Genomic DNA, 13,026 nt, shown 5'->3' with positions numbered 1-13,026 from the left:
GCCCTAGAATGCGGCGTCCACCGTACGTACGGCGTACCGGAGGACCCTGCCGCGCCACGCGGCGGCAGGCCCTCGGCTCCGTCCCCGGCTCCACCGCAGCGCGCCCACGGCACCGGTTTACCGACCGTTTCCGGGTCCTTGGTATGCGCATTGCCTGATGAAGGAAAAGGCATTGAAGGTCCATCACACGTGCTCCCCCGGAGTGACCGGACGGCGTCCCGCAGCCTCTACGCTGAGCTTCCATGAGCGTTCCCGTGTCCGTTGAGCCGAGCCCCGAGCAGCCGCGTCGTCGACGCGGCCTGCAGACGCTTCGCACCCAGGCGGCGGCTGTTCCGAGGGCCTGGCTGCCCGGCGCGGTCGGGTACGCCTGTCTGCTGATCGGCCTGGTCGACATCGCCAGCGCGGTGTTCCCCAAGCTCCGGCACTCCAAGATGCACACCTTCACCGGGCAGCTGCCCGGCGGCACCACCTCGCTGGCCGCGGTCGGGACGATGATGGTCGGCCTGCTGCTGGTGCTGCTCGCGCACGCGCTGCGCCGGCGCAAGCGGCGGGCCTGGCGGGCGGTGTGCGTGCTGCTGCCGGTCGGCGCCGCGCTGCACATCGTGCGCTGGCACCAGGTCGGCCCGGCGGTGGTCTCGCTGGCGGTCTTCGTGGTGATGCTGGTGCACCAGCGCGAGTTCTACGCCAAGGCCGACCCGCGCACCCGCTGGCGGGCGCTGGTCAACCTGATCGTGATGGGCGCCGTCAGCGTGCTGCTCGGCCTGCTGATCGTGAGCACCCGGACCAAGTACGAGATCGGCTACCCGGCCCTGCCCGAGCGCCTCCAGCACGTCGTGTACGGGCTGTTCGGCTTCGAGGGGCCGATCCGGTACAACAACGTCCGGATGTCCGACCTGGTCGCCTACCTGCTCGGCGGGCTGGGCCTGCTGACCGCCTTCACCACCGCCTACCTGGCGCTGCGCCCCGGCAAGCCCAAGCCGGAGCTGACCCCGGAGGACGAGGAGAAGGTCCGCGAGCTGCTCACCCGGCACGGCGAGCGCGACTCGCTCGGCTACTTCGCGCTGCGCCGCGACAAGAGCGTGCTGTTCTCGCCCACCGGCAAGGCCGCGATCTCCTACCGGGTGGTCTCCGGCGTGATGCTGGCCTCCGGCGACCCGGTCGGCGACGTCGAGGCCTGGCCGGGCGCGATCAAGGTGTTCATGGCCGAGGCCCGCGAGCACGCCTGGGTGCCGGCCGTGATGGGCTGCAGCGAGGTCGGCGGCGAGGTCTGGACCCGCGAGGCGGACCTCGACGCGCTGGAGCTGGGCGACGAGGCGATCGTCGACACCGCCACCTTCTCGCTCGCCGGCCGGGCCATGCGCAACGTCCGCCAGATGGTCAAGCGGATCGAGCGCAACGGCTACTCCTGCCAGGTGCGCCGGGTCAGCGACCTCACCCTGGAGGAGAAGCACCGGATCGCCGACGCCGCCGCCCGCTGGCGCGGCACCGACACCGAGCGCGGCTTCTCGATGGCCCTCGGGCGCTTCGGCGACCCGCTGGACGACGACTGCGTGGTGGTCACCGCCCACAAGGCCCCGGAGGAGGGGGAGAGCGGCGACGACCTGAAGGCCGTGCTGCACTTCGTGCCCTGGGGGCCGGACGGCATCTCGCTGGAGCTGATGCGCCGCGACCGCGCGGCCGACCCGGGCCTGAACGAGCTGCTGATCGTCGCCGCCCTCCAGGCCGTGCCCGCGATGGGCGTGCGCCGGGTGTCGCTCAACTTCGCGATGTTCCGCTCGGCGCTGGCCCGCGGTGAGCGGATCGGCGCCGGCCCGGTGCTGCGGGCCTGGCGCGGGCTGCTGGTGTTCCTCTCGCGCTGGTTCCAGATCGAGTCGCTGTACAAGTTCAACGCCAAGTTCCAGCCCGAGTGGGAACCGCGCTTCCTGGTCTTCCCGAACACCCGGGACCTGCCGCGGATCGGCTTCGCCGCGATGCAGGCCGAGGCCTTCATCACCCTCGGCATGCCGCGCTTCGGCCGCCGGCGCCAGCGGGAGGGCCTGATGCCCACCCCGGGCGCCCGCGACGTCACCGAGGCCGCCTGAGGCACCGCCGCGACCAACGGGGCCCCCGCCGAGAATCCTCGGCGGGGGCCCCGTTCGATAATGGGCGCATGAGCAACTCGCCGTCCTTCTCGCTGCCGGCCGGACTGCCGCGGCTCGACCGCTGCGCCGTGATGGGTGTGGTCAACGTCACGCCCGACTCCTTCTCGGACGGCGGCCTCTGGCACGACCCCGCCAAGGCGATCGCGCACGGGCTCGCCCTGCGCGCCCGCGGCGCGGACCTGGTGGACGTCGGGGGCGAGTCCACCCGGCCCGGCTCGCAGCGGGTGCCCGAGGAGGAGGAGCTGCGCCGGGTGCTGCCGGTGGTGCGCGAGCTCGTCGCCGCCGGGGTCGTGGTGTCGGTCGACACCATGCGGGCCTCCGTCGCCGAGCAGGCCGTGGCGGCCGGTGCCGCGCTCGTCAACGACGTCTCCGGCGGGCTCGCCGACCCGGCGATGGCCCGGGTGGTCGCCGACACCGGCGCGCCGTTCGTGGTGATGCACTGGCGCGGCCAGTCCGCGGACATGGAGCGGCTGGCGGTCTACCGGGACGTGGTGACGGACGTCGTCGCCGAGCTGGCCGTCCGGGTGGACGCGCTGCTGGCGGCCGGGGTCAAGGAGGACCAGCTGATCCTCGACCCGGGCCTCGGCTTCGCCAAGACCCCCGAGCACAACTGGGCGCTGCTCGGTCGGCTGGACGCGCTCACCGCGCTCGGCCGTCCCGTCCTCGTCGCCGCATCGCGCAAGCGGTTCCTGGGTACGCTGCTGGCCGACCCGCAAACCGGGGCGCTGCGCCCGGCCCGGGAGCGCGACGACGCGACCGCCGCGGTGTCGGTGCTGTCGGCCCAGGCCGGCGCCTGGGCGGTGCGGGTGCACGACGTGTCCGGCACGGCGGACGCCGTCCGGGTGGTCGCGGCCTGGCAGCACGCGGCCCGGCAAGGGGTGAGGGAGGGTCTGTGACAGGTGACGGCAGGCTGAGCGGCGGAACGGCCGGCCAGGCCCGCGAGGCGGACCTGGAGGCGGTGCTCGCGGCGAACCAGGCGCTCTACCAGGCCCTGGAGGAGGGGGACCTGGAGGCGGTCGAGGACGCCTGGCTGGGGGCCGCGGACGCGGACGACAAGGGCGGCGTGGTGTGCGTGCACCCCGGCTGGCCGGTGCTGCGCGGGCGGGCGCAGGTGACCCGCTCGTACATGCTGATCATGATGAACACGGAGTACATCCAGTTCTTCCTGACGGATGTCGAGGCCGAGGTCCACGGAGATGTGGCCCTTGTCACGTGCACCGAGAACATCCTCTCCGGCGGCGAGGCGGAGGAGGAGGGGGAACTCGGTCCGCTGGTCGGTGGAAAGGTCGTGTCGACGAATCTGTTCCGCCGTACCCCGGGCGGGTGGAAGCTCTGGTCGCACCACGGTTCACCCGTTCTGACCAGCGGCGACGACGAGGACGAGGACTGATTCGGGCGGCCTTCGGAAAACGCGGCCGGGAGGTCGCCCGGGAATTCCCGAGTGGTCACCGAACGTTCACGTCAATCGCCATTCCGGTGCGCGTGGCGACGGTTCGTGCCGGGTAGGACGGTCAGACGTTGTCAGCGCCCGCGGGTAGATTCGAAACGGAGTGGCGGGTGTGCTGCCCGCCTTCGCCCCGCTCGTCCATGCCATTCTCCGGGTGGGGCCCGTCCGACTGGGAGCAGTGATTCGTTTGCTGGACCGCGTCACCCTGCGGGGGCTGCGTGCCCGGGGCAACCACGGCGTCTTCGAGCGCGAGCGCATCGAGGGCCAGACCTTCGTGGTCGACCTCGTGCTGTACCTGGACACCCGCCCCGCCGCGTCCGGCGACGACCTCACCCGCACGGCGCACTACGGCCTCGTGGCCGAGGAGGTCACCGCGATCATCGCGGGGGAGCCGGTCGACCTGATCGAGACCCTGGCCCAGCGCATCGCCGACCAGTGCCTGAAGCACGAAGCGGTCGAGGAGGTCGAGGTGACCGTGCACAAGCCCGACGCCCCGATCACCGTGCCGTTCGACGACGTGACCGTGACCATTCACCGGGGCCGCGCATGACCGCCGCCGTGCGCCCCGTTCCAGTTGCAGAGGGATCTCGATGAGCACCAGCGACCCGACCGCCTCGCCGACCACGTTCGACCTGGAGAGCCGGGTGGACTCCGCCGACACCACACTGCACAGCCAGCGCTGCGCGGTGATCGCACTCGGCAGCAACCTGGGCAACCGCCTGGACACCCTCCAGGGCGCCGTCGACGCGCTCGCCGACACCCCCGGGCTCAAGATCAAGGCCGTCTCCGCGGTCTACGAGACCGAGGCCGTCGGCGGCCCGGACGAGCAGCCCAACTACTACAACGCGGTCGTCGTGCTGCGCACCTCGCTGCCGCCGCGCGACCTGCTGGAGCGCGGCAACGCGATCGAGGACGCCTTCGGGCGGGTCCGGACGGTGCACTGGGGTCCGCGGACCCTGGACGTCGACATCCTGGCCTACGAGGGCGTGCTCAGCGACGACCCGCAGCTGCTGCTGCCGCACCCGCGCTCGCACGAGCGGGCCTTCGTGCTCGCCCCCTGGCTGGACGCCCAGCCGGAGGCCGAGGTGCCCGGGCACGGGCAGGTCGGCGAACTGCTGGACGCGCTCGGCGGCCCGGGCGCGCAGGGCGTCCGGCGGCGGGACGACATCCGGCTGACGCTGCCGGAGTGACCGGCCCCGGCCCGGCGGCCCGGTGAGGGCGGCCGGGGAACTCGACCGGGGGGCCCGGCCGTACGAGTAGGTGTCCGCCGTTCGCGCGGGTGTCCGCCCGGTCGGGCCCGGTACGGTGGCCTGGCGCCGCCGTGCCGGGCCACCGGGCGGCGGCCGGCTCTGGTAACCCCGGGAAGGACCTCCTCCGAGTGAAGCTGCTTCGCCTACGCCTGCTGGTCGGCATCACCGCTGCTACCACGGCGCTGTCCTGGGCCGGTGCCAAGCTCTGGGCCTCCCTGGACACGCTGCCGGCCGTGCCGGTCGCGGCGCCGGTGGTGCTGGCGGCGGTGGCGGTGGTCCTGTTGGCGACCGCCCTCTCGCTGCGGTCCCGGCTGAAGGCGGTGCGCGAGCGGCAGCCCGGCGCGAAGGGCGTCGACCCGCTGCTGGCGGCCCGGGCGGTGGTGCTGGGGCAGGCCAGCGCGCTGGTCTCGGCGGTGGTCACCGGCGTCTACGCGGGCGCGGGGATCTTCCTGCTGGGCGAGCTGGACGTGTCGGCGCGCAAGGACCAGGCCGTCACGGCCGGGCTCGCGGTGCTGGCGGGGGCCGCGGTGATCGCGGCGGCGCTCTGGTTGCAGCACGTGTGCAAGCTGCCGGAGAACCACGACGATCCGGGCGGCCCGGCGCCCTCGCCCCGCTGAACAGGTCTTTTTTCGTGATCTTGAGTGAAACGCCGGGCACGTGCGGTAAAACTTGCGCACTGTCAAGGGCGGAAGAGGACCCTGGGCTGACACGGCCCCAATTCGCACGCTAGTTTCTTGGCATGTCTCGCGGACGCCACCGTCATTCCTCCGTCCTCGGCCGGATCTTCCCCCCCACCGCCGCCGGCGTGCTGCTCGTCGCCGCGCTGGCCGCTCTGCTCTTCAGTCAGGACGCCGTCCTGGTGCGTTCGGTGGGTGTCGCGGCGGTGGTCGCGACGCTCGGCTTCGCGCTGCTGCTGCGGCAGCGGGACAAGGCGGCCCGGGCGGCCGCCGAGATGGCCGCGGCGCAGCGGCTGCGGGCCGAGGAGCGCTTCGAGGAGCAGCTGGCGGAGGCCGAGTACGCGGCGGAGGTCGCCGAGGAGCGGGCCACCCGGTTCGGGCGCCGGCTGACGGCGGAGAAGTCGCGGCTGGCGAAGGCCGAGACCGAGATCGCCCGGCTGCTGCGGGAGCGGGCCGTGGCGGTGGCCGAACAGGCGCTCAAGGAGGCCGAGGCGGCCCAGCGGGCGCTCGCCGCGAGCCGCCCCAAGTATCCGGCCAGCCCGGCCGCGTTCGTCCGTGCCGCGTCCGTGCTGCGGCTGCTGGAGCGGCGGGCGGCGGAGCAGGAGGCGCGGCGGGAGCGGACGGCGGGCTCGGAGGTCGCGCTGCGGGCGCGTACGGCGCCGGCCGCTGCGGCCCCGGCGCCCGCGCCCGCTGTGGTGGCGCCCTCGGTGCCGGCGCCGGTGGCCCCCGCGGTGCCCACTCCGGAGCAGGCTCCGGTGGCACAGGCACAGGCACAGGCACAGGCACAGGCACAGGCACAGGCACAGGCACAGGACCAGGCACAGGCACAGGACCAGGCACAGGCGCCGGTGCGGCCCGCGCCGGTGCGCCCGGCGCTGACCGCCACGGTCGGGCAGCTCGGCGGGACGCCGTCCGCTCCGGTCGCGGCGCCCGCGCCGGTGGAGCGGCAGCGGCCGCGGTCGGCGCAGTCCGGGGCGGTGCGCGGGCCGGGCTTCAGCTTCTTCGGCCGGGGTGCGGGCGCGGCCGTGCGGGCGGCGGCCCCGGCGCCGGCGGTGGGCAGCGTCGCCGAACTGGGCGAGCGCACGGACCTGGCCGACGTGGTGGGCGACGAGGCGGTGGCCGCGCAGGCGAAGGCCGAGGCGCAGGAGGCCCAGGAGGCTCGTGAGGTGCAGGAGGCCGTGGCCGGCTCGCAGGCGTCGCAGCCGGCGGCCGAGCCGGCGCCGGGTGCGCCCGCGGTGGTGGACCTGACCCCGGAGGACGAGACCGAGCTGATCCAGCTGCCGGAGCTGCGTGCCTCGCGCTAAGGGCCCTCTTTCGGATCACGCCGGGCGCGCGACGTGATCCGAAAGAGAGCCCCTAGGGCCTGAGCCCGGGCCGGGTGCGCGAAAGCGGCGCGGGACGTCGGTGTGACCGATGTCCCGCGCCGCTCTCGTTCCGGCGGTGTGCCGGGCCGGGAGGGGCCCGGCGGGGCGTCAGAGCTGGACGCCGAAGTCCTGGGCGATGCCCGCCAGGCCGGAGGCGTAGCCCTGGCCGACGGCGCGGAACTTCCACTCGCCGCCGTTGCGGTAGAGCTCGCCGAAGATCATGGCGGTCTCGGTGGCGGCGTCCTCGGAGAGGTCGTAGCGGGCGATCTCGGCGCCGCCGGCGGCGTTCACCACGCGGATGTACGCGTTGCGGACCTGGCCGAAGCTCTGGCCTCGGGCGACCCCGTCGTAGATGGTGACGGGGAAGGTGATCTTGACGGCCTCGGCCGGCAGGCCGGCCAGGTTGACGTTGATCGACTCGTCGTCGCCGGCGCCCTCACCGGTGCGGTTGTCGCCGGTGTGCACGACGGTGTTGTCCGGGCTGCTGGTGTTGTTGAAGAAGACGAAGTGCCCGTTGGAGAGCACCTTGCCGTCCGCGTTCAGGACGATCGCGCTGGCGTCGAGGTCGAACTCGGTGCCGGTCGTGGTCCGGACGTCCCAGCCCAGGCCGACACTGACCGCGGACAGGCCCGGGGCCTCCTTGGTCAGCGAGACGTTGCCACCCTTGGAAAGGCTCACTGGCATGGCGATTGCAGTCCCTTCGTTCGCTTTTTCCGGGACAACGCAATACCCCGGTGGGTTGGTTCCGCGAAGTCCGTGAATTCTTCGTGGACGCCAATCCACTGGCAAAGGCCTGACAATGCCCTGGTCAGATCCGGGGGAACCGGCCCTGCAGCGACCAGATGTTCGGATTGTCGGCCAGCTCGGGGTGCATATCGAAGAGGTCGGCGAGGGTGTCCTGGAGGAAGTCCCGGGCCTCGCGCCGCAGCTCGCCGTGGCGGACCACGGCGGGCGGCTCGTCCGGCAGCCAGGTCGCGGTGATCTCGACCCAGTTGAAGCGGCGGGCGAACCGCAGCAGCTCGGTGTTCTGGGTGAAGTCGAGGTCCGCGGTCTGCACCCGGGCGGCCCGGCCGCCGTCCGGGTCGCGGTCCAGCTCCTCGGCGATGTCGCACAGCGCCCAGGCGAAGTCGAGCACCGGCACCCACCCCCAGCCGGTGGACAGCTCGGCGCCCTCGGCGTCCAGGTAGACGTCGCCGCAGAACAGGTCGTACCGCAGGGACCGCACCGGGGCGGAGCGGTAGTCCGTCTGCGGGGGGTCGGGGAAGCGGTTGGAGAGGGAGTAGCCGAGCTCGATCACGTACGCCATTGTCCGGGCTGCGGGCGGTGGAGCGGAACCGGGCCGCCGGCCGTCGCGGATAACCGGGTGACCGGGCGGTGCGGGCGCGGGATGATGGACGCATGCCCGAGCCCATCCGCGTACGGGGGTCGGTGGTCGTCCCCGACACCGAGCTCGTCTGGCGCTTCTCGCGTTCCTCCGGCCCCGGTGGCCAGCACGTCAACACCTCCGACAGCAAGGCCGAGCTGCGCTACGACCTGGCGGCGTCCAAGGCGCTGCCCGAGGTGTGGCGCGAGCGCGCGCTGGAGCGGCTGGCCGGGCGGCTGGTGGACGGCCGGGTGCTGGTGATCCAGGCCTCGGAGTTCCGCTCGCAGTGGCGCAACCGGGAGGCGGCCGCGGCCCGGCTGTCGGCGGTGCTGACCGAGGCGTGCGCGCCGCCGCCGAAGTCCCGCCGGGCGACCAGGCCGAGCCGGGGGATGGTCGAGCGCCGGTTGTCCAACAAGCGGCGCCGCTCCGAGCTGAAGCAGGGGCGGCAGTCGCCGCGGGGCGGCGAGTAGCCGGGGCGGCTCAGCCGAGGGCGCGGTAGCCGCCGCGGAAGTAGAGCAGCGGCCGGCCGGCCGGGCTGGGTACCGCGGCCTCCAGGACGCGGCCGAGCAGCAGGGTGTGGTCGCCCGCCGGTATCCGCTGTTCGGTGCGGCACTCGACGGTGGCGAGCGCGCCGTCGATCAGCGGGGCGCCGGAGCGGGGGCCGCGGTGGTGCGGGGTGTCCGCGAACAGCAGCCGGTCGCTGAGCCGGCCCTTCATGGCGAAGCGGGAGCCGAGCGCCTTCTGCCCCTCGGTGAGCAGCGAGACCGCCCAGGTGTCGGTGCGGGAGAGCACCTCGTCCATCCGGGAGTCCTCGCGGACCGAGATCAGGACCAGCGGCGGCTCCAGCGACACGGACAGGAAGGACGTGGCGGTCATGCCGACGTCCTCGCCGTCCTCCGGATCGTGGACGGTCACCAGGCTCACGCCGGAGGCGAGCTGGGAGAGTGCCGCCCGGAACTCGTCGGGCGTGGCGTGGGAGGCAGCTTCGGGCTGCGGGGACGAGTACACGTACCGCACGGTAGTCGGCGTCCGCCGGAATCGGCATCGGGCCGAGGTCGTAGGACCAGCGGCGCACGGGGCGGGGTTGCGGCCGGGTTCGGGACTCACCCTCAGGAGTGAAGCAAGGGGCCTGCCGGGCGGCAGCGGGCTTCAGCGCGAGGCCGATGCGGTCGACCAAGGGAAATATTCCGATAGCGCTTTATGTCCCGCTATGGGGCGGATGAGCTGATTAAGGGTGCATTAGTGTCGTGTGATTTAAGTCACAAGTGATGGCCTATTGCTGACCGAGCGTGCCGAACGCTGTGCTCCCTGTGATTCAGTTCTTCTGGCAATCGGACGATAACCAATCAAGAACTATCCGAAGCAGCCGGGGAGCCCCCGCATGGAAGCCGAGTCGGAGCCGTACGTCCGTCTCGCGACCCTCCGCACCTTGCACCGGGTCGTGGCGGACCTCAACGCTGCCCGCAGCCTGGCGGGCACGCTGCAGGCCGTCGTCGAGGGTGCGGTGCACGGGCTCGGCTTCGACGCCGCCGCGGTCAGCCTGGTCCGCCCGGACGGGGACCTCGTGGTGGCGGCCGTCTGGGAGCTGGAGGAGAGCACCATGGGCGGCCCCTCCGTCCTGCTCGGTCAGGTCGGCTCCCGGGAGTCCTGGGACCGACTGCTCGGCGTCAGCGACCACTGGGGCACCCTGCGCTTCCTGCCGTACGACCGCGGCTGGGCCGTCGCCAGCGACATCCCGCGCTGGATCGGGGACGGCCCGCTGCCCGTCTACGCCAACGACTGGCACCCCGCCGACGGGCTGCTCGCCCCGATGTACAGCGCCGGCGGCGACCTGCTCGGCGTCCTCTCGGTGGACCGCCCGCGCAGCGGCAAGCGGCCCGGGGCGTGGACCCGCGAGGCGCTGGAGATGTTCTCGCTGCAGGCCTCCATCGCGATCGGCAACGCCCGGCTGCGGGCCGAGATGCAGCGCGCGCTGGCCCGCCTGGAGAAGGAGCAGCAGGCCCTGCGGGCCAGCGAGGAGAGCTTCCGCCAGGCCTTCGAGTACGCGCCCAGCGGGATGGCCATCACCGAACTGCACGGCGCCGGGCGCGGCCAGCTGACCAGGGTCAACGACGCGCTCTGTCGCCTGCTCGGCCGACCCCGCGCGGTGCTGCGCCAGCAGAGCTTCGCCGACCTCGTGCACCCGGAGGACCGGGCGCTGCTGGAGCGCACCAGCGCCGAGAGCGGCCGGGCGGAACTGCGGTTGTCCCGGCGGGACGGCGGCTACCAGTGGGTGTGCCTGCGCAACTCGATCGTGGCGGACGCGGCCGAGGGCCCGAGCTTCCTGCTCACCCACGTCGAGGACATCGAGGACCGCAAGCGGCACGAGTTCCAGCTCGCCCACCGGGCCAGCCACGACGCGCTCACCGGCCTGCCGAACGGCGCCGAACTGAAGGCCCGGCTGGGCCGCCGGCTCTGTGCCGAGCCGCAGACCGTCGGGGCCCCCGCCGGGCCGGGCGAGCCGGCCTACCCGGCGCCGTACGGCTACCCGGCCGACTCCTACAGCGCGCACGCCGCGTACGACCGGTTGGAGGGCGCGGACCCGTACGGCGGGCCGGTGCACGGCTACGGGATGCCCGAGGGCGGCCCGCCGTACGGCCTCGCCCCGGGCTACGGGGAGCACGTGCACGCGGTGGTCCCGGCCGACCAGGGCCCGGGCGGCGAGGCGTGGTCCGCACCGTTCCGCTCCGGCGTCGCGGCGTCGCTGGACAAGGGGCTCGCGGTGCTCTTCTGCGACCTGGACGGCTTCAAGTCGATCAACGACCGGTTCGGCCACAACGCGGGCGACGCGGTGCTGGTCGAGGTCGCCCGGCGGCTGAGCCAGGCCGTCCGGGACGGCGACACGGTGGCCCGGCTCGGCGGCGACGAGTTCGTCGTGCTGGCCGACGGGATCGGCCGCGAGGAGGCCAAGGACCTGGCCCACCGGCTGCGGGGCGCCATCATCCCGCCGATGCGGATCGACGGCCGGGCGATGCGGGTGGGGGTGAGCCTCGGGGTCGGCTGGGCGGGCTGCGGGATGAGTATCGAGGAGGTGCTGCACACCGCGGACGAGCGGATGTACGACGAGAAGCGGGCCCGGGGCGGCGCGGTGCGCGGCGCGCGGGGCGAGCGTTCGCACCGACGGGCGGGCTGAACCCCGCCGGTCCTGGTTACCCACGGGTTGTCAAGGGCTCTTTTCCGGCTGTCACAAAGGACAGGTAGGGTTCCCGGGTACGACAGCGTCCATGATCTGCGCCGGCGGCCCCGCATCCCGGCGGCGCGAACCGGATGGGGGAGTTGACCACCGTGACGACCGCCGGCAACAACGGAGCGCCCGAGGGCGGTGCCCCGCAGGACGACGACCCGTTCGGCTACCTCTACCGCCCGGCGGAGGGTGCCTCCGGGCAGCCGGCCGAGCCACAGCAGGGCGTGCCCCGGACGCCGTACAGCCGTCCGATGGAGGTCGGCCGGGCCCAGTACGGGCAACAGCCCTACCAGCCGCGGCCGCAGCAGCCCCAGTACGGCCAGCAGGCGGGGCCGCAGCAGGGCTACCCCGGCGGCCAGCAGCCGTACCCGCCGCAGCAACAGCAGCCCGAGTACGGCACCGCGCCCACCCAGCAGACCCGTTACGCCGAGCACTCCCGGCCGCAGCCGGGGGAGGACCGGTCGAGCAGCGGCCGGAGCAAGGGCGCGGTGATCGGCGCGGTCGCGGTGGTCGCGGCCATAGCGATCGGCGCGGGGATCGCGCTCTCCACGGGCGACCCGGACGGCGACAAGACCGCCAAGGGCGGCGCCCAGACCACCGCCGCGGCTCCTCCCAGCACCCCGGCGACCGGCAGTTCGTCCCCGACCGCCTCGGCCTCGGCGAGCACCACCGCCCCGGCCGGCCCGTTGACCGTGGACGCGGGCCAGCTCCAGGCCCAGAACGCGCCGTCCGGCAACGGCGTCAAGGGCGCCAAGTCCGCCGACGGCAGCTACCTGACGCTCCAGCCGGGCGGCTCGGTGACCTGGAGCGGCGAGGTCGCCGCGGCCGGCACCTACAAGCTGAACGTGCACTACAACAACACCGGCGGGGACCTGAAGGGCGCCGCCTCGGTGAACGGCAAGGACTGGCCGAGCGGGCTGCTCTTCAAGAACTACGCGTCCGGCAAGGACCCGGCGTCCTCCTGGTTCAACACCTGGATACTCCCGCAGCTCCAGGCCGGGGCGAACACCATCACCTTCACCGTGCCCTCCGGTTCGATCCTGATCGACCAGATCACCCTCGAACCGAATGCGACCGGTTGATCGGCAGAGCGGCTGACCGGCTGACCGGCTGAGCCGGAACGCGAGACGGCCGCCCGACCCCGTGGGGGAAGGGCGGCCGTCGGCGTTCCGGCGGGCCGTCAGGAGGGCTTCACCACGTCGAAGCGCTCGCCGCCGAGGACCCAGCGGCCGCGGCGCATGACGGCGACCAGGTCGTAGCCCTCGGAGTCGAGCACCACCAGGTCGGCCTGCTTGCCGGCCTCCAGCGAGCCGATCGAGTCGGCGAGGCCCAGCAGGCGGGCCGGGGTGGCGGACAGCGACTCGACGGTCTGGTTCAGCGTCAGGCCGTCGACGGTGAGCGAGCGCTTGAACGCGACGTCCAGGGTGAGCGTGGAGCCCGCGATGGCGCCGCCCTCGACCAGCCGGGCGACGCCGTCCTTGACCTCGACCTGGAGCGGGCCGAGCGGGTAGAGGCCGTCGCCCATGCCGGCCGCGCCCATCGCGTCGGTGATCAGGGCGAC

General features: G+C 73.4%; 14 protein-coding genes. 10 read left to right on the top strand and 4 right to left on the bottom strand.

Annotated features, from left to right (window positions below; all coding sequences use genetic code 11):
- Positions 1 to 242 precede the first annotated feature (242 nt).
- The 7 genes from ACIP37_RS34120 (at position 243) to ACIP37_RS34090 (ending at position 6,819) form a co-directional block, all read left to right on the top strand.
- Entirely contained in the window at positions 243 to 2,081 is a 1,839-nt protein-coding gene (locus ACIP37_RS34120; protein WP_400808907.1) for a phosphatidylglycerol lysyltransferase domain-containing protein, read from the top strand.
- A 68-nt stretch (positions 2,082 to 2,149) separates the two neighbouring features.
- Positions 2,150 to 3,037 (top strand): dihydropteroate synthase, encoded by an 888-nt coding sequence (gene folP / locus ACIP37_RS34115; RefSeq protein WP_350885208.1) that lies wholly within the window; start codon positions 2,150 to 2,152, stop codon positions 3,035 to 3,037.
- On the top strand, positions 3,034 to 3,531 hold the full coding sequence (locus ACIP37_RS34110) for a nuclear transport factor 2 family protein (RefSeq protein WP_063348246.1): 498 nt from the start codon (positions 3,034 to 3,036) through the stop codon (positions 3,529 to 3,531). The genes folP and ACIP37_RS34110 overlap by 4 nt, the downstream gene beginning before the upstream one ends.
- A gap of 247 nt (positions 3,532 to 3,778) precedes the next feature.
- Complete coding sequence (folB, locus tag ACIP37_RS34105) at positions 3,779 to 4,138, top strand: dihydroneopterin aldolase (protein WP_063351209.1); 360 nt, start codon at positions 3,779 to 3,781, stop codon at positions 4,136 to 4,138.
- A 40-nt stretch (positions 4,139 to 4,178) separates the two neighbouring features.
- Positions 4,179 to 4,778, top strand: a complete 600-nt coding sequence (gene folK / locus ACIP37_RS34100) for a 2-amino-4-hydroxy-6-hydroxymethyldihydropteridine diphosphokinase (protein ID WP_363586580.1) — start codon at positions 4,179 to 4,181, stop codon at positions 4,776 to 4,778.
- A gap of 188 nt (positions 4,779 to 4,966) precedes the next feature.
- Complete coding sequence (locus ACIP37_RS34095; protein ID WP_363586581.1) at positions 4,967 to 5,455, top strand: DUF3180 domain-containing protein; 489 nt, start codon at positions 4,967 to 4,969, stop codon at positions 5,453 to 5,455.
- Between the two features lie 122 nt (positions 5,456 to 5,577).
- Positions 5,578 to 6,819, top strand: coding sequence for a hypothetical protein (locus ACIP37_RS34090; protein ID WP_400808903.1), 1,242 nt, complete (start codon positions 5,578 to 5,580; stop codon positions 6,817 to 6,819).
- A 168-nt stretch (positions 6,820 to 6,987) separates the two neighbouring features.
- On the opposite strand, the gene ACIP37_RS34085 is transcribed toward ACIP37_RS34090, so the two are convergent.
- Positions 6,988 to 7,563, bottom strand: coding sequence for a TerD family protein (locus tag ACIP37_RS34085; RefSeq protein ID WP_350885215.1), 576 nt, complete (start codon positions 7,561 to 7,563; stop codon positions 6,988 to 6,990).
- A gap of 124 nt (positions 7,564 to 7,687) precedes the next feature.
- The gene (locus ACIP37_RS34080) at positions 7,688 to 8,185 is read right to left on the bottom strand and encodes a hypothetical protein (protein WP_400335640.1); all 498 of its coding nucleotides are present in this window, start codon (positions 8,183 to 8,185) and stop codon (positions 7,688 to 7,690) included.
- 92 nt (positions 8,186 to 8,277) lie between these two features.
- Between ACIP37_RS34080 and arfB the strand changes: the two genes are divergently transcribed.
- The gene (gene arfB / locus ACIP37_RS34075; RefSeq protein ID WP_363586583.1) at positions 8,278 to 8,712 is read left to right on the top strand and encodes an alternative ribosome rescue aminoacyl-tRNA hydrolase ArfB; all 435 of its coding nucleotides are present in this window, start codon (positions 8,278 to 8,280) and stop codon (positions 8,710 to 8,712) included.
- A gap of 10 nt (positions 8,713 to 8,722) precedes the next feature.
- Here the strand turns inward: arfB and ACIP37_RS34070 are convergent, their stop codons facing one another.
- Positions 8,723 to 9,250: a flavin reductase family protein gene (locus ACIP37_RS34070; RefSeq protein WP_350885220.1), complete on the bottom strand. Its 528-nt coding sequence runs from the start codon at positions 9,248 to 9,250 to the stop codon at positions 8,723 to 8,725.
- 373 nt (positions 9,251 to 9,623) lie between these two features.
- Between ACIP37_RS34070 and ACIP37_RS34065 the strand changes: the two genes are divergently transcribed.
- Together ACIP37_RS34065 and ACIP37_RS34060 are read left to right on the top strand one after the other, a co-directional pair.
- Complete coding sequence (locus ACIP37_RS34065; protein WP_363632098.1) at positions 9,624 to 11,414, top strand: diguanylate cyclase domain-containing protein; 1,791 nt, start codon at positions 9,624 to 9,626, stop codon at positions 11,412 to 11,414.
- A 143-nt stretch (positions 11,415 to 11,557) separates the two neighbouring features.
- A complete protein-coding gene (locus ACIP37_RS34060; RefSeq protein WP_363586584.1) occupies positions 11,558 to 12,547 on the top strand; it encodes a hypothetical protein in 990 nt (329 codons plus the stop codon).
- A gap of 98 nt (positions 12,548 to 12,645) precedes the next feature.
- Here the strand turns inward: ACIP37_RS34060 and ACIP37_RS34055 are convergent.
- A partial coding sequence (locus ACIP37_RS34055) for an amidohydrolase family protein (RefSeq protein WP_400845124.1) occupies positions 12,646 to 13,026 on the bottom strand: 381 nt, incomplete at its 5' end.

This window comes from Kitasatospora sp. NPDC088861 (assembly GCF_044750105.1).
Classification (GTDB): domain Bacteria; phylum Actinomycetota; class Actinomycetes; order Streptomycetales; family Streptomycetaceae; genus Kitasatospora.
Note: the sequence above shows the minus strand (reverse complement) of the source record. Positions and strands in the feature narration are given on the sequence as shown.